Source organism: Simplicispira sp. 125, assembly GCF_003096555.1.
GTDB lineage: Bacteria > Pseudomonadota > Gammaproteobacteria > Burkholderiales > Burkholderiaceae_C > Simplicispira.
The window spans coordinates 2,840,789-2,860,739 of the sequence record NZ_QEKM01000001.1 but is presented as its reverse complement, the minus strand read 5'-3'; the positions used below and the strand labels follow the sequence as shown (position 1 = coordinate 2,860,739).

Genomic DNA, 19,951 nt, shown 5'->3' with positions numbered 1-19,951 from the left:
CCGAATAAATATGGGATGACCGCGCGGCTTACCGGATTGCGTCCAACACCGGCCGCTCGGCAGGCTTCGGTTTGGAAGCTGAGACAGCTCACCTAAAAAGGTATCTGTGAATCACCCAAACGTAGGCCACCATGCCAAAGAGCTCTACCAGCGACTGCACGACGATGACCACCGCAGCCACCTCCCAGCCAGTAGGGAGCAACAAGGCCAAGGGCAGGACCACGAATGAATTACGGGTGCCCATGCTGAATGCAAGCGTTCGCCCTTGCTCCATCGGCAGGCGCAACTGAAGCGCAATAACTTTGGCCAGCAAGGCGGCGGCCACCAAGAACAGTACGAAGACTGGCACCATCTTCTGCAGCTCACCAATGGTTTCCACGACGGTGCCCACCTGCGCGCCCGCGATCAAGAACACCACCAGCGCGAGCAGCGGCACCGGCCACCAGGCCATCGTGTCTCTGGACCCTTCGGCCTTTGGATGCGCTTCAATCCAGCGCTCAGCCAGCACCGCCCCGGCCAAGGGAACCAGCACGATCAACACGGCGGGAGCCAGCGTGGCCCAGTCCCATGAGGCCGGGCTCTGCGCATCTGCCATCAGCCATAGATAGAGCGGCAGCAGGATCAACTGCAACACCAGATTCAGCGGTGTGATGGCAATGGCTCGTGGCACGTCCCCTTTGCCCAGTTGGCTGAAGGTGATGAACCAGTCGGTACACGGCACCAGCAGAACCAGCAGCACGCCCAGGCGCACCACGGGATCGAAGTCGAACACTCCGACCAATACCCACGCCAGCAGTGGAAGCACAATGAAGTTGCCCAGCAGCACAGCCATTGCAAAGCGCCGGTCGCGCAGGGCATCTAGCACATGCAGCAGTGGTACTTGGAGGAACGTTGCAAACAGCAACGCCGCCAAGGTGGGCCACAACAGCGTTTCCATGGCTGGGCCGATATTTGGCCACGCCGTGCCCACCGCAAGACCGAACCCGATGGCGATCAGATAAGCCCATACCTGATAGCGCTCCAGCGTCAATCGGCTCACGAGCAGCATCCCGAAGAATCGGTCGCAGCAGGTACGCTTTGGCGAAGGTCGGTGAGGATGTTGCAGTTGGGCGCAGGGCCACCCGCACAGCCTTCGCTGCAAGCGCGCACATAGCTCGACAGGGTGCGATCCAGACGGCGCAACTCCGCCATCTTGGCCCGCACAGCAGTCAGGTGCGTCTGGGCAATGGCGCGTACCTCAACACAGTCGCGCTCGCCGTTGGTGGAAAGCGCGACCAGCTCACGGGTTTCTTCAATCGAGAAACCCAGGTCACGGCAGTGCCGGATGAGGATCAACACGTCCAGCACCGACTCTGGATAGACACGGTGGCCGCTCTCGCGGCGCAGGGCTGGTGGTATCAATCCCACCTCTTCGTAGTACCGAAGGGCAGACATGAGCAGCTTGACTGTTGATCATGAACGGCCGTGACCATTGCCGGTTGCATGAATCCGCGGGAAGGAAGCCGCATGCAAAAGAGTGTGCGGCAACAATCTCGCCGTAGCTGCACGGCCCAGATACACCAACCCTCAGATGTGGGTTTCTTGGGGTACGCCGCAGACTACGGCTATCATTGCGACCAGTTCTCAATTGCCTGCTGCCCATATCATGCGCCGACTGCTCGCAGTCACCCCGGACGAAGGCTGTCGCGGTGCTGCCCACCAATAGAAAGAAGAACGTCACGGTGCAGTTCACCGTCAAATAAGGCACCCATGGCGCGCGAATCTCTGTCCCTGCCAGCTTTGCGAGGCGGCCTGCTGGCCTTGCTGGCCGCAGCCTTGTTCGGCATCAGCACCCCCATGGTCCAGAGGCTGGGTGCAGGGCTGGGAGCGTTCACGACGGCCACGCTGCTGTATGCAGGGGCGGCTGTCGTTGGCGCCTTGTCCCTGCGGACCGCCGCCCACGAGGCCAGGTTGCAGAGATCCGATGCCTGGCGCCTCATCGCCATGGCGGGGTTTGGCGCCGCCCTTGGGCCTGTCGCCCTGTCCTGGGGCCTGCAACACACGAGCGGCGCCAGCGCGTCGCTCATGCTCACGCTAGAAGCACTGTTCACCGCCACGCTGGCGTGGTGGTTGTATAGCGAGACCATGGACCGCCGTGTGTGGGCTGCCATGCTTCTTTTGCTGGCTGGGGGCATGGCTTTGGTTATGGACCAGGGCCTGCAGGGCAGCACGCAGATTCTAGGCCTGCTTGCCGTGCTGCTGGCGACGGTAGCCTGGGGCGTGGACAACACCTTGTCCCGAGGACTGGCCGAACGCGATCCCAGCCAGATCGTGATGGCCAAGGCGTCACTGGGAGCCGCTGCGACAGCATGTCTTGCCATGGTGTCGGGAGAGCCTTTTCCCTCCCTGACGGCAGCTCTTGGGCTTTTTGCTGTGGGTACCACGGGGTATGGCCTGAGTCTTAGGTTCTACCTTCTGGCTCAGCGGGCTTTTGGTGCAGCGCGGACTGGCTCCGTGTTCGCCTTTGCTCCTTTCATTGGTGCGGCTGTAGCGTTCGGCTTCGGCGAACGGCCTGCGGGATGGCTGATGCTGCTCGGTGGGCTTCTGATGCTCGCGGGTGTGCTGCTGCATTTGGCCGAGAGCCACGGGCATGAACATACGCATGAGCCGATGGAGCATGAGCACGCCCACCGCCATGACGACGGACACCATTCGCACTCGCATGACGTGATACCCACAGGGAGCCACAGCCACGTGCATTTCCACGAGCCGGTTACCCATGCCCATCCTCATGCGCCTGATGTCCACCATCAGCACAGGCATTGACTCACTCAGCGGAATCGAAAAAGCCGCCAAGGCACTCTGATGTCATGCTGCCAAGCTCGGAGGCCAGTTATGGGTTTCTGCCTGGCAGGATTGGCACCACGCATAGAGCGCGTCGTACATCACCATGCCATGCCCGAGCATCTCATGGTCATCGCTGAAGGTCTTGGACAAACCGAGCGACAGCGCATAAAGGCCCGCCGATTGCGGCGCCAGGTCCAGTCTGGAGGTGTCGGCGCCCCGCACGATCAAGGCCAGTTGCTGCAAGGCGGGATCGGTGAGTTCGTACTTCCTGAGAAAGGCGTCAAAGCTGCGCAGATCGCCGTCGTGGGTCAATTCGACGCCGGGCACGTCGTAGGGGATAGCTCCCGTGTCCTGTGCCACCTGAAGCACGGACGCTGCGGGCACATAGGGGTCCCCTCGTTTTCAGTGCAATAACTGGCGGTACGCAAACCCAGCACTGGCGCGGGGGTGGTGTTGGTAGATCGTTGATTCTGTTGGCTTTCCTGTTCACCTTCAAATCCGGGATTCGTGGCGTCAAACCGTGATCGGTTTCATCCGTTGGTGCCAGTTATCGGTGCTCCCTGCCGCGAGGGCAGGATTTGGTCGGCATAACGGTCAACAGGAAAGCGGATCACGCCTCGCAGGTTGATGCTTTCCAGCCTGGTGGGAGCAATTTTTCCGATCAGTTCCGGCGGAATGGCCTGGCGGCGGTTCGACCAGCGATCCAGAACAGCCTGCATTTGTGACGTGTTCCACGCCATGACGATGTTGGCCAGCAGACTCAACGCGTCGGCCACAGCCTGCATTTCGTCCACACGTTTGGCCTGTGCCGGGCTGATCCGGCCGGTGTAAATGGCGCGCTTGAGGGCGTTGACCGCCTCCCCCCGGTTGAGCACCCGGCGCAATTCATTCCTGAAAGCGTCCTTAACAAAGTAGTCGGCAAGGAACGCGGTTCGCAGCAAACGTCCCAATTGCACGCCAGCGTCATAGATGGGGTCACCCTGGGCAGCAGAGCCAAACCGCGCCAGTGCTGCCACCGCACTGGCGTGACCACTCATGACCGAAGCCGCCAGATGCACCAGGCTGTCCCAATGCTTTTCGATCAGGGCAACGTCAACATTGGCCTCGCACACCGCAGCTATTTCGGCTGGCACCTTGGCGCCGCGAGGCACGAACAGGTGGCGTTGTTTCAATTCCTTCAACCGCGGGCAAAGATCAAAGCCCAACAACCGGGCCAGTGCCATCGCAAAATCGGTGTAGCCGTGGGTGTCCACCGCCAGTTGGCTGGTTTCAAGGCGTTCCTGACGTATGACGCCTTCAATGGCCACGCCAGCTTGGCGCTCATTGAGCACGAAGGGCTGTGCGTGAAAGATTCCCCAGCGGTCGCGTACATGGGAGTAGATGCCAATGGAGGGCGTGTTGCGCCGGGGATCAAGCCGGGCCTGCCATACCCGCTTGGTTGTCTCCATGCTCATCATGTCAGAAGACGCCAGGTCTGAACGGCCCCAAGTGGTGGCGATCGGGTGGCGTTGCATAAACTCCAGCACCGCCTGGCAAGCCTGACTCAGACGGCGTTCGTCCCGTGCCCAGCGCATGGCCTGGCGGATGCTGGTGGCAGACAACTGCGGAATCATGCGCGCGCATTCGATGGCTGTCAGACTGGTGCCGTGGGCCATGATGCCGGCATAGACCATCAGCAGTTCCGCTGTTGACCGTGGTTCACGGCCGAGCATGATCCAGCTGAAGCGCACCTGGGCGTCAACGGCCAGAATCACTTCAGGCAATTGCACTTCGCCGATGCGGTGATCCAAAGCCGCCCGTAGCTTGGTGACTTCGGGGTCTTCGTCTTCGGCGGGTAAAACTGAGAGGTGGAGTTCATCGTCGACGCGCAGTACGCCACTGCGTGCCGCCGCAGCCACAGCATCGACACCTGCAGTTACCTTGGCCAACAATGGCTTCAGAAAGGTGGCCGCCTTGCCGGGCAGCGACAGACGGGCATAGTGCTTCTTGGACTCGTCCTTCCAACGTTCGTCCGTGAAGAACAGGCGTGCACGGCCCCTAAAACTCAAGCTGTGCTCGATCCAGACCGATCCATTGCGCACCGCGCGGCGCAGGGCAAACAAGGTGGCAACCTCCAATGCCCGAAACGCCCGTTCCCGGTCTGGGCTGGATATGGCGGCTTGCCAGACCTTCCCCAGGCCTGGCGCGACAACGCCATCCGGCAACTTTCTGATGTTACTGGCGTAATAGGCGCTCAATTTCGTCAGGGCGTCGATGGTGGGATGCTCTCCGGTGGCTTGCCATGGAAGCTTTGCAATTGCCACAAGCAGTGAGCGTACGGGGCGAATGACATCAATCAATCCTTCGCGCACAAGGGAGGCCCGACTGGGTGGCTTGCGTTTCTGGGTTTCGATGACCAAGGCTTCAAGCCGTGCGCGCAGCTCGGCGTCCGGCACAGCGCCCTGGGCGCTCAAGGCCACGAGTTCGGCCAGTAGCGTTTTGTACATCGCCGCCCAGTTGACGGTGGCGGGGACCTCGGCAGCGGTCTGGCGCCACAGATCGGCAATCCGGCGCTGCACCATCAAAATCAACTGGTCCGTGGTGGTGAACAGGCAATACCGCAGAAAGCAGGCGACCTCCACGGTGCGCGCGGGTTCCTTGATCTTGGCGCCGGCAGACGGCGGCCGAGAGACTAGTCGGCGCGCGTAACGGCGCAAGATGAGATCGGGGATGTCGGTCAGGTGTTTATGAACGTCCAGCTCGTACAGCAGATCGATGCGTTCAAGTACCTCGCTGATTTGGCGGGTTGAGTGCTTGGCCGGCGCCGACCACAGCCAGCTTTGTTGGGTTTGTCCATCTGGGCGCAGCTCTGCAACCGAGGTTCGCCACCGATCAAGGGTTGCCGGATCGACGCTGGCGGCGATTGCAGCACCTGTCTCCGCTTCGAGCTGGGTGAGTGCGCTCGCAATCAAAGTCCGGATGGCCCGCTCGTGCACGATCACCAGCTTATTCTTGTACAGCCATTGGCGGGCCCTCCCGAGCAGTTGATCGCGGTCGGCGCAACGGGCCACTTCGTCCCGCAGTTCACGCACCAGGGAGCGGCGTTGGTGCTCGCTCATCCACCGAAAACCAAGGGCCGTGCACGCTACTTGCTGGTGATCGAACAGTGTCTTCTCCCGCCCGTACAGCGTGCGCAGCGAAGCCACATCAGGGGTGGCAATGCCAAGTTCCTCGCTCAAGTGGCGCCACAGGGCGACGGGAACCACCCGAAAGGCATACAGCAGGCGGCCACTCATGCGCAAAAACCCGATATGCAGCGCCAGACCGAGCTTGTGGGCGTCACCCCGGCGCGCATTGATTGCCTCGCGCTCTGCACCATCGAAGGTGAAAAACGCCTTCATCTCGAAGTCACTGATATCGCGGGGCAGCTCACGCATCCCCAAAAACGTCGTTTGCCAGTCCTGCATCGTGAACCCCATTAGTGGGAGGCCACGATACCCGTTTGAGAAGTGAACAGGAAAGCCAACAGAATCAACGATCTACCAACACCACCCCCGCGCCAGTGCTGGGTTTGCGTACCGCCAGTTATTGCACTGAAAACGAGGGGACCCCTTGATGCGCTCGTGGTTGTAGTAATTGACGTAATCTGCCCGCCCGCTTCGAGCAGATCGACAGTGATGGGTGCCGCAAGTGGGAAACACTCGGCCTTGAGTGCGCCAAGCGATGGGGGCTTGATGCCGACTTGCCCTGTCGCACGGTATCAAGCTAACGTCGTTCACAAGTGGCGCTGCGAAGTGGGTTGAGTGCTCCCTGCACTCAAGGCTCCTGAGTCATTCCCGTTTTCACTCCGAAATTTGCAGCGCTGGGGGATATTTGTTGGTCTTTTTAGGGAGATGGACCGACGATAACGTATGGTTTTTGACGGTTTCATCTACTCGGCAGCACCGCGACATTTCCCTTGCTGAGCTTATTCAGTTCTCGGCGTAGCTCCTTATTGTCTTTGATCAGTTGCTGGACCTTCTCCTCGGCTTCTGCGAGCAAACGGCGTGCGTCATGCCAGTCTAGTTCACCGAGGCGATAGGTTGTGAGCAGATCGTTATAAAGCTCGCGCCACTGGGAGACACGATCAGCTGCACTTCTCTTTGCATCGGGCCGAGATCCCGCATCTCCACCTTTTGCACTCAACAACCAGGGATCAACAATGTTCTTCTTGAAGCTGTGTTTATAGTTGGCACCAAAAAGCGTTTTCGGCCCGACGCCTGAGCGACGCACGAGTTCACTGAGGGTCAAAGCGCCACCATTTGCAGGATAGAGACCGTTGTGCGCTTGGATTTCTTGTTCGATTGTTCTTATGGCGTTAGTGACTTTCTTCACAACCTCGTCATAACGTTGCTCTCCACGCGCAACTGCACTGGCACGGATTTGCTGCCTAGCGGCGTCCGAGAACTTTGAAGGCGCTTTACTATTCATGTTCTCACTGCCCTGCAGAGCCGACCAACAGTTCAACCCGTGGATCTAGTCGCCACTTCTTCTCCAGGTCTGGAAAGCGACCGAGATGCATGCGAACTTGTCCAGCCCAGAACTCAGCGACTAATTCTTGCTGACTTGCGATCTCGAATTCCCAATGCTCTAAGGCCTGCGAAATGCAATCATCTACCTCCTCACGCAGCCAGGCCTGCTCGAGGCGGTGATCACACGAGGTTTGGCAGCTCGATGGATCGGGATGTCCCCGCTTTCTATTGCAAGGACCAAACTGGTTCAAGGACTTCGTGCACATAACGCCGGGGCGGACCAGGTTCCAGGTTGTTCCGCCTAGTGTCAGAATTTCTGCCAAGTCGCGAATGCTCTCCGCTCCCCAATCTTCAGAGCGTCGGTGAGCCGTTTGCCTTTGTTCCGCTACAGCACGACGAATACTGGCAGCCGCAGGTCCTCCAAAACCATCGCTATGGAGTCGGTGGGCGGTGGGTGGATTGGGGCCCTCAAACGAGATCAAATCTCCTAGGGATGACTGGGTCTCGCCTTCAGTGACAAATTTCGTCAAGTCGTCCGAACAGCGGATGATGCGCAGTTCGCGGACGATCTCGTCAATCTCTGCGGAAAGTGCCTTATCTGTCAGGATGTAGTAGAGGGTCATCTCAATATTCTTATGCCCAAAAACATCCTGAAGCAGCTTAGGGGCTTGGACGATGGCGAGGGCCACAAGTCTGGCCAGAGTTTTTCTCAACCGATGTAGTCGAATTGCCTGTCCACCAGGTTGCTGTTCTAGTCCCAACGACCGCGAGTAATGTCTTAACAACTCAGCCAAAATCGTTGATGTCGCTGGCCTGCCGCGGTTTCCGGATCCAAACCACAGATTACTTCGGTAGGTTGTCTCAGCAGGGCTCCACATCGGTTTGGCGGGATTGATCGGAGACAACCGTTCCATAAGAGCTATTAGCTTCGCTTGCTGTACGAATGCACGCACTGCAAGATCCGGTATGGGCCAGTCGCGCCATTCGCCGTTGTGGCGGCGCACAAGTTTATATGTGCGTCCATTCACGAATGCAGTGCCATCGGGCGCGTTGCGGATAGCGCCTCGCTCTATTGTCAGAATTTCACCGTTGCGGCTCCCAGTCGACAAGCCGGCAACGAACAGATGTGCTCCTTGTAAGACCTTAGCCAAGCCGAATAATTGAGCCGCGCGGCGTGGAGGCCATGCTTCCGTTCGAGTGCTATGTTCAGGGCCCGAAACGTCGGCGTCTATTTCGCCGCGACTAATTGCGGTCTCGTCGTTTGAAGTCTTCTTGCTATGGCTCCCCCTCTGGCTTAGCTTCAGGGGAAACGGCAACTTTTCAATGACTTGACCAGTCGCATCGATCCACACTTCGTTTTTTAGGATTGCAGCGCATCGGTCGCTAACTGTACGAATATCATCTTTCGATTCATGGGCCTCCTGCCAAAGGTTCTGAAAATTCGACAAAACACGCAGGATGTTTGGGCCCAGATTCTCAATGATCCAGTGGGACTTCGTCCCAATTTCCTCAACATAGGCATCAGGCAGTGGTAAATGCGGTTCGCAATGCGCCGCCGACGTAGGGGTATCGAAGTCACCTGACACACGGGTGAGTATTTTTGGGTCCACACCCCACAGCGGAGCATCGGTCCACAAACCTCTATCAGATGCCGCATGCATCCGCTTGAGTTCGTTTTTAATGTTCAACTTCACCGAGTTAGAGAGCGGTAGAGCATCTACATTCTCTCTGGACACCGAGGCGAAGCGAACGAGGGGTAGGCTTGGATTTTTTCCCTCTCCAAACCCTGTATCTACTTCATCTAAAGCAACCATTGCATTGGCGACCGCGATCGCCGCAATGAACGCAACGCTCTGGTGGGCCATCATAGCGAGCACCGACGGGTCTAAGCTATCACGACCGTTACGTAAGCTAACAGGGGCGATACGACACAAGACGAGGTAGCGATTGCAATTTAAAACCGCGCTATCAACTAAGCCTTGTATTACCGGCTCTACGTCACTTCCTCGCGATACAGGCTGCTTAAGATGAACCCGTAAATTGGCCAAAACTCTTTCTTCGATTCGAACATTCCAATGCGATCGGGATCCGACTGGGAACCACTCTCGTGGAGTCATCCATGTCGTCCAGTCGTCGCCATGCCCGAGCAAGTACTTCACGTGCTGAAGCTCCAACTGCCCCATCCGTTGTACATCCTCGGCGGCATATTTGGCCAGAACCACGTCCGGTGAGGCTTCAAACGCGGCTCTGACCTCCCGTTGAATGACGTGTCCCCTAGCCATTTTCAGGCTTTGTTGTAGAACCCACGCCATTGAATTCAGGCACCCGGTGCAGGCCCTTTTCAATGCTGAGTGTCCAAGCGTCGAACGTCGCCTTAACCAAATCACCTTCAAAACCGAACAGCGCCGCCTCGGTATTCCTAAGTTCGGTGTGCAAAGAAACTTCTCCACCGCGATGGAAATGCTCTGCGGGTATTCGGCTTTGAAGGTGCTGCAATTCGGCGAGCCGCATTGCAAGCCCTCTTAACGCCTCCGGCGCTATCACTGCATTTTCAGTGCATAGGGTGCAGCGATGTACGGTGCAAAGTGACTGCCCGTTAACGACAAATTGAGGGTCAAGCCGGCTCGGAGGTTGGCGCGGATCTTTGCAACCTATTCCCAGCCTGCTCTTCTTGAGCTTGCGGTACTCGGCCAGTCTCATTTTTTGGTCCGAGGTAATACCCCCGGTTTCCACAACTTGCCGCAGAGCAGTGTGATCAAGCCGTCCGGAAGAAACAACCATCGCCCACATTTCGTTTGTATACGTGACGAAGATGCGTGCGTGTTGCTCTTTAATGATGTTGCTTTCCAAGTATTTCGCCGTCATGGAGGGCGAGCGATGTCCTAGCGCCTTCTGAACGGCCAATACTGATCCGCCCGAAATTCGATACGCATATTCGGCAAAAATGCTTCTGAAGTCGCTGGCGTTTACTGCTGGGATCAGGTTCTCGCGTGCAGCGCGGTTCTCATTGACGCTCGTAACGACAATTCGCAGAACTGGCGTGTTTCGTTCATATTTATCGTAGTTTTTATCGTCTAGTGCGTGAATACCGTTTCTGGTGCGATAGAGCCAAACGCTTTCAGATTTCCGCTGCAGTTCCATGACCGTCAGCCGGGCTTCTGTAAGCGATACGAGATCGGCGTTCGCCACCAGTAACTGATTAAGTTTTATTTTTGCAATACGGAGGAGACGAACAAGTTCCTGCCGTAATGGCCAAGTTCGTTCAACTATTGTGCGAACTATTTTCCCTGGGGACCGATCTGCCTTCCAATCACCGTGCAAAAAGTGGTCCGACGAGCCTCGCTCTTTAAAGCCAGTCATGATGTAGCGATTGGAATCCTGCGGGTGATCTCGCAAAAAAGGCATACTTTCGGAGGTGGGAGCAGATGCTTTGACACGTAAGTCCAGTAGCGTTTGCACGTTCCACCCGCCACCAATTAGCGCTAAGTGGAAACCCATACGGATCTCAAAGGCTGTGGGAAAAAGTGTGGCAAACATCGTGTCTGTCGATAGCCCATGGCGCGAAAGTGTCTTCTCTGCTTTTCCTGTTTCTCTACTCCAAAATTTCCTGATGGCACTGGCAGTCGGAAAAGCATCCATTTCAAGAAAAGGAAGCAAGTACTCTGCGTTGCGAAGCCAATCAACCTGCTCCTCGTTGACAGGTGCCCGCTTCTTAGCAAGCATGTCATCCACCATGGCCCAGCGATCAATTGCTCCGAACCAAAAGCGCTTTATTTGAGTAAACAGGTCGCGCGACTGTGCTTGAGTAGGTATTTCTCGAGATGACTGCAGGAACTCAGGTCCGATCCATGGAAGGGGCCGCATCCCTTGAGCCCGTCGGGTCATGTCTGCAACAGACCTGAAGGATGAAAATATGCCAGGTGAAAAGCGTTGCACTGCGAGTTGCTGGTGGAGGTGCGTCAAATCCTTGACACTGCGAACAGGCGTGACGGCGATTCCAGATTGTGGAGACAGCGCTTCCATCTCGTCGAAAAGACGCCACCACATTTTTAAGTCCGCCACTCGACCCCGACACGTTTTTTCTGTGGCAAACATCAGTTTCTCTTTAATTGCTGGCAGCAGTTCATGGATCAAAGTAGGCCGGCCGCTATAGCCACCAAGCCAGCGGTCCTCAAGTCCTGGTTTTTTCGGCTTGTCCTGCCCTAATTCGAGGTCTGACAGGTCAACGAGGCACGCCTTTCTAGCGTGTTGTGTCCAGAATCTTAGAGGGCTGTCAGTGCGTCGCAGAAGGTCTGGTGAATAGATTGGTTCCGGATCCGCGCCTTGCCGTGGAAGATGGTCTTTCGAGATCTTTCTGAGCGTCATTAATGATCCTCAGACCAATCAACCATCGTTGATTGATACCGTTCGGGTAGAGCTTCATCGAGCTGGTTGCAGACCCAACGAACGTACAGGCTCGTGGTGGTGCTACTGATGTGCCCAAGCTGCGGAACAATTTTCAGCTCTATAACGCCCTTCATCAAAATCGCAGTCAATGTTCCCGGTCCTGTGTAATTGGGCTCTCGGTGCTCCCTACCATCCCGAATTTCCTTGACAAGCGTGGAGCAGGCCCACCAATGCCTCCCGAGGTGAGGAGACCATGCCGGATACGGGAGCGCTCCAGACTTCCAGGCGGAGTAGAAGCTTGAGGCAGATTGACGAATGCCCTCGGGATTCAGAAACAGGTGTACAGACCTGTTCAATCTCTCTCGCTGAGCCTCCGGGCCGCGCGCCCCGCCAACCCACTTTTTAAGGAGTCGGGGCCGTATTTTTGTGCGGTACGCGTGCAACTTTTCAGCGAAGTGAAGGGGGATCTTGATCTGCCGCTCGGGTCCAATCTTGTCGCTGTGAACCTCGTCTATCCCACTGTCTTTCCCCTTAGTACCGTAACGTAGGCGTACAGACACTAGCTGGTGCTTAAGATCTGCTGTCGGGTTGACGATGACCCATTTTTGAGGGTCCAGCGGCAGGGTATCGTTACGCCAACACGCAACCTCTTGCCGCCGAGCCGCCGACATCAGGACCGTTTCACACATGAGCCCTAGAGTTTGGCCTCGTAACGTATAGACAGACTCGAGCCAGATGTCTACTTGGTGATCAGTCGGCATCTGCAGTTCCCCGGGCGACTCTCTACGACGTCCTTGTCGTACATCGTAGGTCCGTGGCCGAGAATTTCCTGCGCTATGAGACCTGCCTGGGTAGGCGGTGCGCGTGACATACGGGACTGCGAAATGCGAACGCTTGCCCTTCCAAGTCATCCACTGGAGATAGTCCGTAGCAGTGTCGACATAGCTGTTGACCGTCTTGTCGCTCAATGGCCTGCCATCCTTGCCCCACTTCCCGGAGACTAAATCAGACTGAAATCCGTCAAGGACGTGTGCAACATAGTCGGCTCTGGCGGGGTCGATTGTTTTTTCTTCACACCACTCCAAGAAGTTGCAAAGCCACCACCCGTAAGACCGAATGCTCGTAGCTGCGGGGCGGCTTCCTTGTGTACCCGGGTGGGCTCGATTCCACATTCCCAAACCGAGATCGACCAAGTACTCGGAGCCATCGCGGTGGATGCCAGGACGTGCGTCGAGGATGAACGGAAGGTGCGCAACCCGGCCATACCCTGCCCGTGTCAATTCCACAGACCTTGGTTTTACTAGTTTGAAGTTGTACTTTCCCATAGATGACCGAAGTTGTAGGGTTGCAGGGTTGTTAGGAATACCGATCGGCGTTTTGTACTATAAAGGTGCACATCGTGGCCTATTGCACCGACCTGGGTTTTGGCGCGGCGCGCGGCGCCGAAATGCTGTCGCTGATGCTGGCCTGCGGCATTGTCAGCCGCCTGGTGTCGGGCGTGATCTGCGACCGCATTGGCGGTGTGCGCACGCTGCTGCTGGGCTCGGCGTTGCAGGGCGTGGGGCTGTTGCTGTTTCTGCCGTTTGACGGGCTGGTGCCGCTGTACGTCATCTCGGCCATGTTCGGGCTGTTCCAGGGCGGCATCGTGCCGGCGTACGCCATCATCATCCGCGAGTATTTCGCGCTGCAGGAGGCGGGCGCCCGGGTGGGCGCGGTGATCATGGCCACGCTGATCGGCATGGCGCTGGGGGGCTGGATGTCGGGCTGGATTTTTGACGTGACGGGCAGCTACCAGGCGGCATTCATCAACGGCATGGGGTGGAATCTGCTGAATCTGTCGATCATGGGCTGGCTCTATTGGCGCATACGCCACCAGCGTGGCGTGGTGGGCCGGGCGCAACCCAGTGCGGGATGAGTGGGGCGCGCCAGCGCTGAGAGAAAATTTGAGTAAAAATGGGCTGTAACGCTTATTTGTAAAGCGCCAATAGCTATTAAAATAATAGCATTATGCTTAGGTAAACTGCCTCGATAGAAGGGGCTAGCGGGGCACGATCACCATCCAGCCCACGCCAAAGCGGTCGGCCACCATGCCAAATGCGGTGGCAAAAAACGTGGGCCCGAAGGGCATCTGGATTTGGCCGCCGTCGGCCAGGGCGTCGAACAGGCGCTGGGCTTGGGCGTCGGTGGCGGCGGTGATCGAGAGCGCGAAGCCTTTGAACAGGCCTTCGCCCGGGCGCTGCCCGTCCGAGGCCATGATCTGCGCCGCGCCGATCTGCAGGTTGGCGTGCATGATTTTGTCCCCCGCCATGGTGTTGCCGGGCGGTGGTGGCTCGGGGTTGTCCTGGTAGCGCATCAGGGCGGTGACCTGGCCGCCCAGGGCTTTGCAGTAAAAGCCCAGCGCCTCTTCGCAGCGGCCGTCAAAGAACAGGTAGGGCTGCACTTGCATGGGGTATCTCCTGCGGTATGGAGGTGCAGGTATACAACTTTTCGTGGCGGCTGTCGCGCACCGCCGGGGGTTCGCAACCAGTGCTTACAACGCTTGCAGATAGCGCTGCGCCAGTTCCTTGCGGGCCGCATCGTCCAGCCCCAGCACATCCACCAGGTAGGTATCGATGCCGCCAAAGTCAGCATCCACGCGGTGCAGCGCAGCATTGAGAAAATCTTCCTGCACGCGCCACAGCACGGCCAGTACCTCTGAGGGGGCCAGGCTGCCCAGGCCTTCGGGGCGGCGGTAGAGGCCGTTGGTGAGCAGGTAGTCCTCCATGACGGTGGCGCGCGGCACGCCCAGCGCCAGCAGGATGAGCGCAGCCGCAAAACCGGTGCGGTCTTTGCCCGCCGTGCAGTGGAAGACGATGGGGCTGTCGTTGTCGAGCAGCAGGCGAAACATTTCAGCAAAGCGCGGTGCGTTGTCGTGCACAAAGCCCCGGTAGGTCTCCTGCATCAGGCCCACGGCGTCTTGCGCGGTCAGGGCGTGGCCTTGCTGTTGCAGGGCCAGTGCGCGGTGGATGACGGTGGGTTCAATGGTGAGCGGGTGGTAGGCCACGCCGGGCAGCGCATAGGCCTGGGCAGCGCGTTCGCTGGCGCCCCGGAAGTCAATCGCGCGCGTAATCCCCAGCGCCTGCAGCCTGGCCTGGTCGTCCGGGGTCAGGTCCGCCAGGTGGTCTGAGCGGAACAGGCGCCGCCAGCGCAGCGTTTGGCCCCCCAGGCCCTGGTAGCCGCCCAGGTCACGGAAGTTGCTGGCACCGGCCAAGGGCAGAGAGCGGGTGGGGTTGGTGGAAGGCGTAGGGGGTTGCTGCTGTTGCATGGCCAGTCGGTGGGTACGGTGCGAAGAGTGCGAATGCGCGATGACCCAGCTTAGCCCATGCGGGTGACGGTCCGTGTCACGCGGGTATCGGGGGCCTGGTGTATGCCCTGGGTACCCGCAAGTCAGTGCGGCAGCGTGGTGACTGTGCCATCCACCGGCAACTCCTGGCTGCCCTTGGGGCAGGGCAGGTCCGTGTAGGTGGTGCGGCCGTCTTTCAGGCATTTGCGCGATTGCGGGCGTGCGGGCTCTGAGGCACCGGGCTGGGTCGGGTGGGCCTGTGCGGGGCGTTTCATTGTGGGCGGCAGGGTATCGGCTCCGGGGCGGGTGATTTTCTTCCAGGCCTGTTCAGTCCAGGGCCCGGCCTGCGGCCACCACTGGTCGGCCGTCCACCAAGCGGCAGCCGCAGCGGCCACCAGGGCTGCTGCCAGGGCGGTAAGGATGGTGCGCTCTCTGCGGCTGCGCATAGGCTACCGGTTAGCCCAGGTGATTGCCCAGAATGCCCGCCAGCTCGAACATGCCCGCGCTGTCTTTGCCAAACACGGCGCGCAGTTTGTCGTCGGCAACGATGGTGCGCTTGTCCTTGGGGTCTTGCAGGTTGTGGGCCTTGATGTATTCCCACATCTTCTTGACGGCTTCGGGGCGGGCTACGGGGTCGGTACCAATCACAGCGGCCAGGGCGGCACTGGGCGTTTTGCCAGCGGCGGGTTTGCGCGGTGCCTTGGCGGCCGCTGTTTTGCTGGCGGGGGCTTTTTTGGCGGCAGCAGGTTTTGCAGTCTTTTTGGCTGCGGCGCTTGTCTTGCCTGCCTTGGCAGCTATCGTTTTAGCGGCAGCATCCGGGCGTGGCGGGAACTTGCTGGGGGCAAATTCAAAGTTGACCTTGCCCGCCTCTTTGTCCCACGCCAGGTGGGCCTTGAAGGCGCGGCGGGTGCGCATGCTGACAAACTTGTCGAGCAGGTCGGTCTTGCCGGTGGCTAGCAGCTTGTGCATCTGCTCGCGTTCCACCGGCTGCTGCAGGATGATCTTGCCGCTCTTGAAAGTACAGCTCGGTGTGGGCTGCGCGGCGGTGGGCACGGCCTTGCTGCACACATAGTTGCTGCCGTGTTCGTGCACGTCGGAGCCGCAGAGGGGGCAAGGGCCGAGGGCGGCGTCTTCAAACGCCACCAGCTCGCCCGATTCCTCGCCTTTTTTGTCGTCGCCAAAATCGAATTCGAGCTTGTAGTTGTGTGCCTCGTCGTCGTATTTGATGACGATCTCGGACGTGAACGGCCAGCCCGCCTTGGAGCGAAAGCCCTCCAGCGGGCCAATCTTCTTGTCGCGCAGCAATGCGTTGGCCTCGGCGGTTTCAAACGTGCGGCCTGCGGGCGATTTGCCAAAGCTGAAGCCGCAGCCTTCCGAGCCGGGCTTGCCCACGCAGGCAAAGCGGCGGTAGTTTTCTTTGACGACACCGCCGCAGTTGGGGCAGGGTGATTCGAGCGTGGCGTAGTCGCCAGGGATGGTGTCGCGGTCGTATTCCTTGGCCTTTTTCACCATGCGCTCGGTCATGCTGGCAATGCCGGACATGAAGGCCTCGCGGCTGAGCAGGCCTTTTTCCATTTGCGAGAGCTTGAACTCCCATTCGCCGGTCAGGTCGGCACGCGAGAGTTCTTCCACCCCCAGCCCGCGCAGCAGCGTCATGAGCTGGAACGCCTTGGCCGTGGGGATGATTTCACGGCCTTCGCGCAGCATGTATTTTTCGGTCAGCAGGCCTTCGATGGTGGCCGCGCGCGTGGCGGGCGTGCCCAGGCCTTTCTCTTGCATGGCGCTGCGCAGCTCTTCATCGTCGATCTGCTTGCCCGCGCTTTCCATGGCGCCCAGCAGCGTGGCTTCGGAGTAGCGGGCGGGGGGCTTGGTCTTGAGGCCCTTGGCGTCCACCGGCGCGGCCAGGGGCCTTTCGCCCGGCTGCACGGCCACCAGGTTCTGGCCCTTGTCACCGTCTTTGCCGCCTTCCACCTCGCCCGCGGCTTCTTTGCCGTAAATGGCCAGCCAGCCGGGCTTGACCAGCACCTTGCCCTCGGTCTTGAAGTGGTGCTGTGCGCCCGCTGCATCGATGCGGCTGATGCGTGTCGTGACCTGGTATTCGGCGCTGGGGAAAAACACCGCCATGAAGCGGCGCACCACCAGGTCGTAGAGTTTTTGTTCGGCTTCGGACAGGCCGCTGGGGGCTTGCAGTGTGGGGATGATGGCGAAGTGATCGCTGACCTTGCTGTTGTCAAAGATGCGCTTGGTCGGCCGGATGTAGTTGCCATCGAGCGCCGTGCGCGCATGCGGCGCCAGGTGCGCCATACCGCTGTGGGCCAGCATTTCAAAGGTCTCGCGGGCCACCGGCACATAGTCCTCGGGCAGGGCGCGCGCGTCGGTACGCGGGTAGGTCAGCGCCTTGTGGCGCTCGTACAGCGACTGGGCCAGCGCCAGCGTCGTCTTGGCCGAGAAGCCGAACTTGCCGTTGGCCTCGCGCTGCAGGCTGGTCAGGTCGAACAGCAGGCCGCTGGCCTGGGTGGTGGGCTTGCTTTCTTCGGTGACGGTGGCCGGCTGGTTGCGTGCGGCGTTGGCGATGTCCTCGGCTTCGCGTGCAGACCATACGCGGTCGGCGCGCATCTCTGCGTCGTCGGGGTTCTTCTTCCACTGCGGGTTGAACCACTTGCCGGGGTAGCGGCCGGCCTGGGCGGTGAACTCGGCGTGGATTTCCCAGTAGTCGCGGCTGATGAACTTGCGGATTTTTTCCTCGCGCTCGACCACCAGCGACAACGTGGGCGTCTGCACCCGGCCCACGGTGGTCAGGAAGAAGCCGCCGCCTTGCGAGTTGAACGCCGTCATGGCGCGCGTGCCGTTGATGCCGACCAGCCAGTCGGCTTCAGACCGGCTGCGGGCGGCGTCGTGCAGGCCCTGCATTTGCTGTTCGCTGCGCAACTGGTCGAACCCGTCGCGGATGGCCTGCGGCGTCATGCTTTGCAGCCACAGGCGCTTGATGGGTTTGCCCAGTGGCACGGGTTTGCCCGCCTTGTTGCCACCGGCGTACTGCTCGATCAGGCGAAAGATCAGCTCACCCTCGCGGCCCGCGTCGCAGGCGTTGATGATCTCCGTCACATCCTTGCGCTTGGCCTGTTTGACGACGGCGTTCAAGCGCGTCTTGGTTTTATCGACAGGTTTGAGATCGAAATGCGGCGGAATCACCGGCAGGTGGGCAAAGCTCCACTTGCCGCGTTTCACGTCGAATTCCTCGGGCGCCTGGATCTCCACCAGGTGGCCGACGGCGCTGGTGACGACGTAGCGGTCGTTTTCGAAATGTTCGTCGTGCTTGTCGAATTTGCCCGCCACCGGGGTGAGGGCGCGCACGATGTCTTGTGCGACCGAAGGTTTTTCTGCAATTACCAGTGTTTTGGTCATGTTGGGTCTCGCCATACAGGCTGCCACGGGGCCGGGCCCCGGGCGCTTCTACAATCCTTGCTTCACACACGCGTACACGCGCACGCGCATGTGTGCACTATCAAGTTAACAGAGTTTTGCCATGCCCCGCACTGCAACCGCCGCCGCCGTTGGCCGCCGCATCCAGATTCGCCGCTCCGGCGTACACGGCAAGGGCGTGTTCGCGGTGCAACCCATCGCCGAGGGCGAGGTGCTGATCGAGTACACCGGCGAAATCGTCAGCTGGCAGGAGGCGCAGGACCGCCATCCGCACGACCCGTTGCAGCCTAACCACACCTTCTATTTCCATGTGGATGAAGACCGTGTGATCGATGCCAACTTCGGCGGCAATTCTTCGCGCTGGATCAACCACAGCTGCGACCCCAACTGCTTTGCCGACGAGGTGGATGGCCGCATTTTCATCACCGCGCTGCGCAACATTGCAGCAGGGGAAGAGATCAACTACGACTACGGTCTCATCATCGACGAGCGCTATACCACCAAGCTCAAGGCCGAATACCCTTGCTGGTGTGGCGCGGCGTCCTGCCGGGGCACCCTGCTGGCGCCCAAGCGCGGCTGGGTTGCCCCCGAGCCGCGTGCCAAGGCAACGCCGCCCCGCACCCCGCGGAGGGCCAAGGCATGACCGCCCCGCTGCGCTGGCCGCTGGAGGCGATCTGGGAGGCGGTGGCGCCCCAGCTGCCTGGATTTACCGCCGAGGTGCTCCCGGCATTGGATTCGACCAACACGGAACTGATGCGCCGCGCGCGCGCGGGCCATACCGACCCCGTGCTGCTGGTGGCCGAGCAGCAAACCGCCGGGCGCGGGCGCCTGGGCCGCGACTGGCACAGCGTGCGCGGTGATTCACTCACTTTTTCGCTGGGCCTGCCGCTGGCGCCGGTCGATTGGTCGGGCCTTTCGCTCGCCGTGGGCGTGAGCGTGGCCGAAAGCCTGCAGCCCGCGCTGCCGCTGCCCGGCAGTGCCCTGCCGCGCATTGGCCTGAAATGGCCCAACGACCTGTGGCTGGGCGGTGCGCAGGGCGACCGCAAGCTGGGCGGTATTCTGGTGGAGACGGCCAGCTTTGTGGTCCCGCAGGCCGCCACCCCGGCGCACACCGCGCCCGGCCGCTACGTGGTGGTGGGCGTGGGCCTGAACGTGCGCCCGCAGCATGCCCAAGGCATGTCGCTGCCGCCCGGCTGCCTGCAGGAGGTGGATGCCCAGCTCGATGCCCCCACCGCCTTGCTGCGCATTGCGCCACCCCTGGTGGGCATGCTGCAGTTGTTCGCCGCCTATGGTTTTGCGCCCATGCAGCCGCGCTTTGCGCTGCGCGATGTGTTGCAGGGGCGCAGCGTGCAGTTGAGTGACGGCACCAGCGGCACCGCACACGGCGTGGGCGACGATGGTGCCTTGCTCGTGCATACTGCGGGCGGCATGCTGCCCGTGACCAGTTCCGACATCAGCGTGCGGCCCGTGGCCGCCAGCGTGCCCTGACCATTTCACACACCAC

The 19,951-nt window shown here is 59.9% G+C and carries 13 protein-coding genes and 2 pseudogenes; 4 read left to right on the top strand and 11 right to left on the bottom strand.

Features of this window, described 5'->3' with window-relative positions; translation table 11 throughout:
- Nucleotides 1-88: 88 nt before the first annotated feature.
- Both C8D04_RS13350 and C8D04_RS13345 read right to left on the bottom strand, forming a co-directional pair.
- Entirely contained in the window at nucleotides 89-1,048 is a 960-nt protein-coding gene (locus C8D04_RS13350; protein ID WP_165829133.1) for an arsenic resistance protein, read from the bottom strand.
- Entirely contained in the window at nucleotides 1,036-1,434 is a 399-nt protein-coding gene (locus C8D04_RS13345; RefSeq protein ID WP_116005292.1) for a MerR family DNA-binding protein, read from the bottom strand. Before C8D04_RS13345 ends, C8D04_RS13350 begins: the two co-directional genes overlap by 13 nt.
- Before the next feature lie 315 nt (nucleotides 1,435-1,749).
- On the opposite strand from C8D04_RS13345, the gene C8D04_RS13340 reads away from it, so the two are divergent.
- Nucleotides 1,750-2,805, top strand: coding sequence for a DMT family transporter (locus C8D04_RS13340; protein ID WP_116005291.1), 1,056 nt, complete (start codon nucleotides 1,750-1,752; stop codon nucleotides 2,803-2,805).
- Between the two features lie 42 nt (nucleotides 2,806-2,847).
- Here the strand turns inward: C8D04_RS13340 and C8D04_RS13335 are convergent.
- The 5 genes and pseudogenes from C8D04_RS13335 to C8D04_RS13315 all read right to left on the bottom strand — a co-directional run.
- A pseudogene (locus C8D04_RS13335) lies at nucleotides 2,848-3,213 on the bottom strand (chromate resistance protein ChrB domain-containing protein); the annotation flags it as partial.
- A 143-nt stretch (nucleotides 3,214-3,356) separates the two neighbouring features.
- A complete protein-coding gene (locus tag C8D04_RS13330; protein WP_116006189.1) occupies nucleotides 3,357-6,272 on the bottom strand; it encodes a Tn3 family transposase in 2,916 nt (971 codons plus the stop codon).
- A 460-nt stretch (nucleotides 6,273-6,732) separates the two neighbouring features.
- Entirely contained in the window at nucleotides 6,733-7,275 is a 543-nt protein-coding gene (locus C8D04_RS13325) for a hypothetical protein (protein ID WP_116005289.1), read from the bottom strand.
- Nucleotides 7,276-7,279: 4 nt separating this feature from the next.
- On the bottom strand, nucleotides 7,280-9,628 hold the full coding sequence (locus tag C8D04_RS13320) for a site-specific integrase (RefSeq protein ID WP_116005288.1): 2,349 nt from the start codon (nucleotides 9,626-9,628) through the stop codon (nucleotides 7,280-7,282).
- Nucleotides 9,591-11,681: a site-specific integrase gene (locus C8D04_RS13315; protein WP_133243638.1), complete on the bottom strand. Its 2,091-nt coding sequence runs from the start codon at nucleotides 11,679-11,681 to the stop codon at nucleotides 9,591-9,593. Before C8D04_RS13315 ends, C8D04_RS13320 begins: the two co-directional genes overlap by 38 nt.
- Before the next feature lie 1,408 nt (nucleotides 11,682-13,089).
- On the opposite strand from C8D04_RS13315, the pseudogene C8D04_RS13305 reads away from it, so the two are divergent.
- Nucleotides 13,090-13,617, top strand: a pseudogene (locus tag C8D04_RS13305) (MFS transporter); the annotation flags it as partial.
- A gap of 123 nt (nucleotides 13,618-13,740) precedes the next feature.
- Here the strand turns inward: C8D04_RS13305 and C8D04_RS13300 are convergent.
- From C8D04_RS13300 to C8D04_RS13285, 4 genes are all read right to left on the bottom strand, one after another.
- Complete coding sequence (locus tag C8D04_RS13300; RefSeq protein WP_116005285.1) at nucleotides 13,741-14,148, bottom strand: VOC family protein; 408 nt, start codon at nucleotides 14,146-14,148, stop codon at nucleotides 13,741-13,743.
- A gap of 84 nt (nucleotides 14,149-14,232) precedes the next feature.
- Nucleotides 14,233-15,006: a tyrosine-protein phosphatase gene (locus tag C8D04_RS13295; protein ID WP_116005284.1), complete on the bottom strand. Its 774-nt coding sequence runs from the start codon at nucleotides 15,004-15,006 to the stop codon at nucleotides 14,233-14,235.
- Between the two features lie 122 nt (nucleotides 15,007-15,128).
- The gene (locus C8D04_RS13290; RefSeq protein WP_116005283.1) at nucleotides 15,129-15,470 is read right to left on the bottom strand and encodes a DUF4124 domain-containing protein; all 342 of its coding nucleotides are present in this window, start codon (nucleotides 15,468-15,470) and stop codon (nucleotides 15,129-15,131) included.
- A 10-nt stretch (nucleotides 15,471-15,480) separates the two neighbouring features.
- Nucleotides 15,481-18,429: a DNA topoisomerase III gene (locus C8D04_RS13285; protein ID WP_116005282.1), complete on the bottom strand. Its 2,949-nt coding sequence runs from the start codon at nucleotides 18,427-18,429 to the stop codon at nucleotides 15,481-15,483.
- A gap of 121 nt (nucleotides 18,430-18,550) precedes the next feature.
- On the opposite strand from C8D04_RS13285, the gene C8D04_RS13280 reads away from it, so the two are divergent.
- Together C8D04_RS13280 and C8D04_RS13275 are read left to right on the top strand one after the other, a co-directional pair.
- Nucleotides 18,551-19,090 carry an SET domain-containing protein-lysine N-methyltransferase gene (locus tag C8D04_RS13280; protein WP_116005281.1) on the top strand — a complete coding sequence of 180 codons (540 nt, stop codon included), beginning with the start codon at nucleotides 18,551-18,553 and terminating at the stop codon, nucleotides 19,088-19,090.
- Complete coding sequence (locus C8D04_RS13275; protein ID WP_116005280.1) at nucleotides 19,087-19,935, top strand: biotin--[acetyl-CoA-carboxylase] ligase; 849 nt, start codon at nucleotides 19,087-19,089, stop codon at nucleotides 19,933-19,935. Before C8D04_RS13280 ends, C8D04_RS13275 begins: the two co-directional genes overlap by 4 nt.
- The last annotated feature ends 16 nt before the right edge of the window (nucleotides 19,936-19,951 follow it).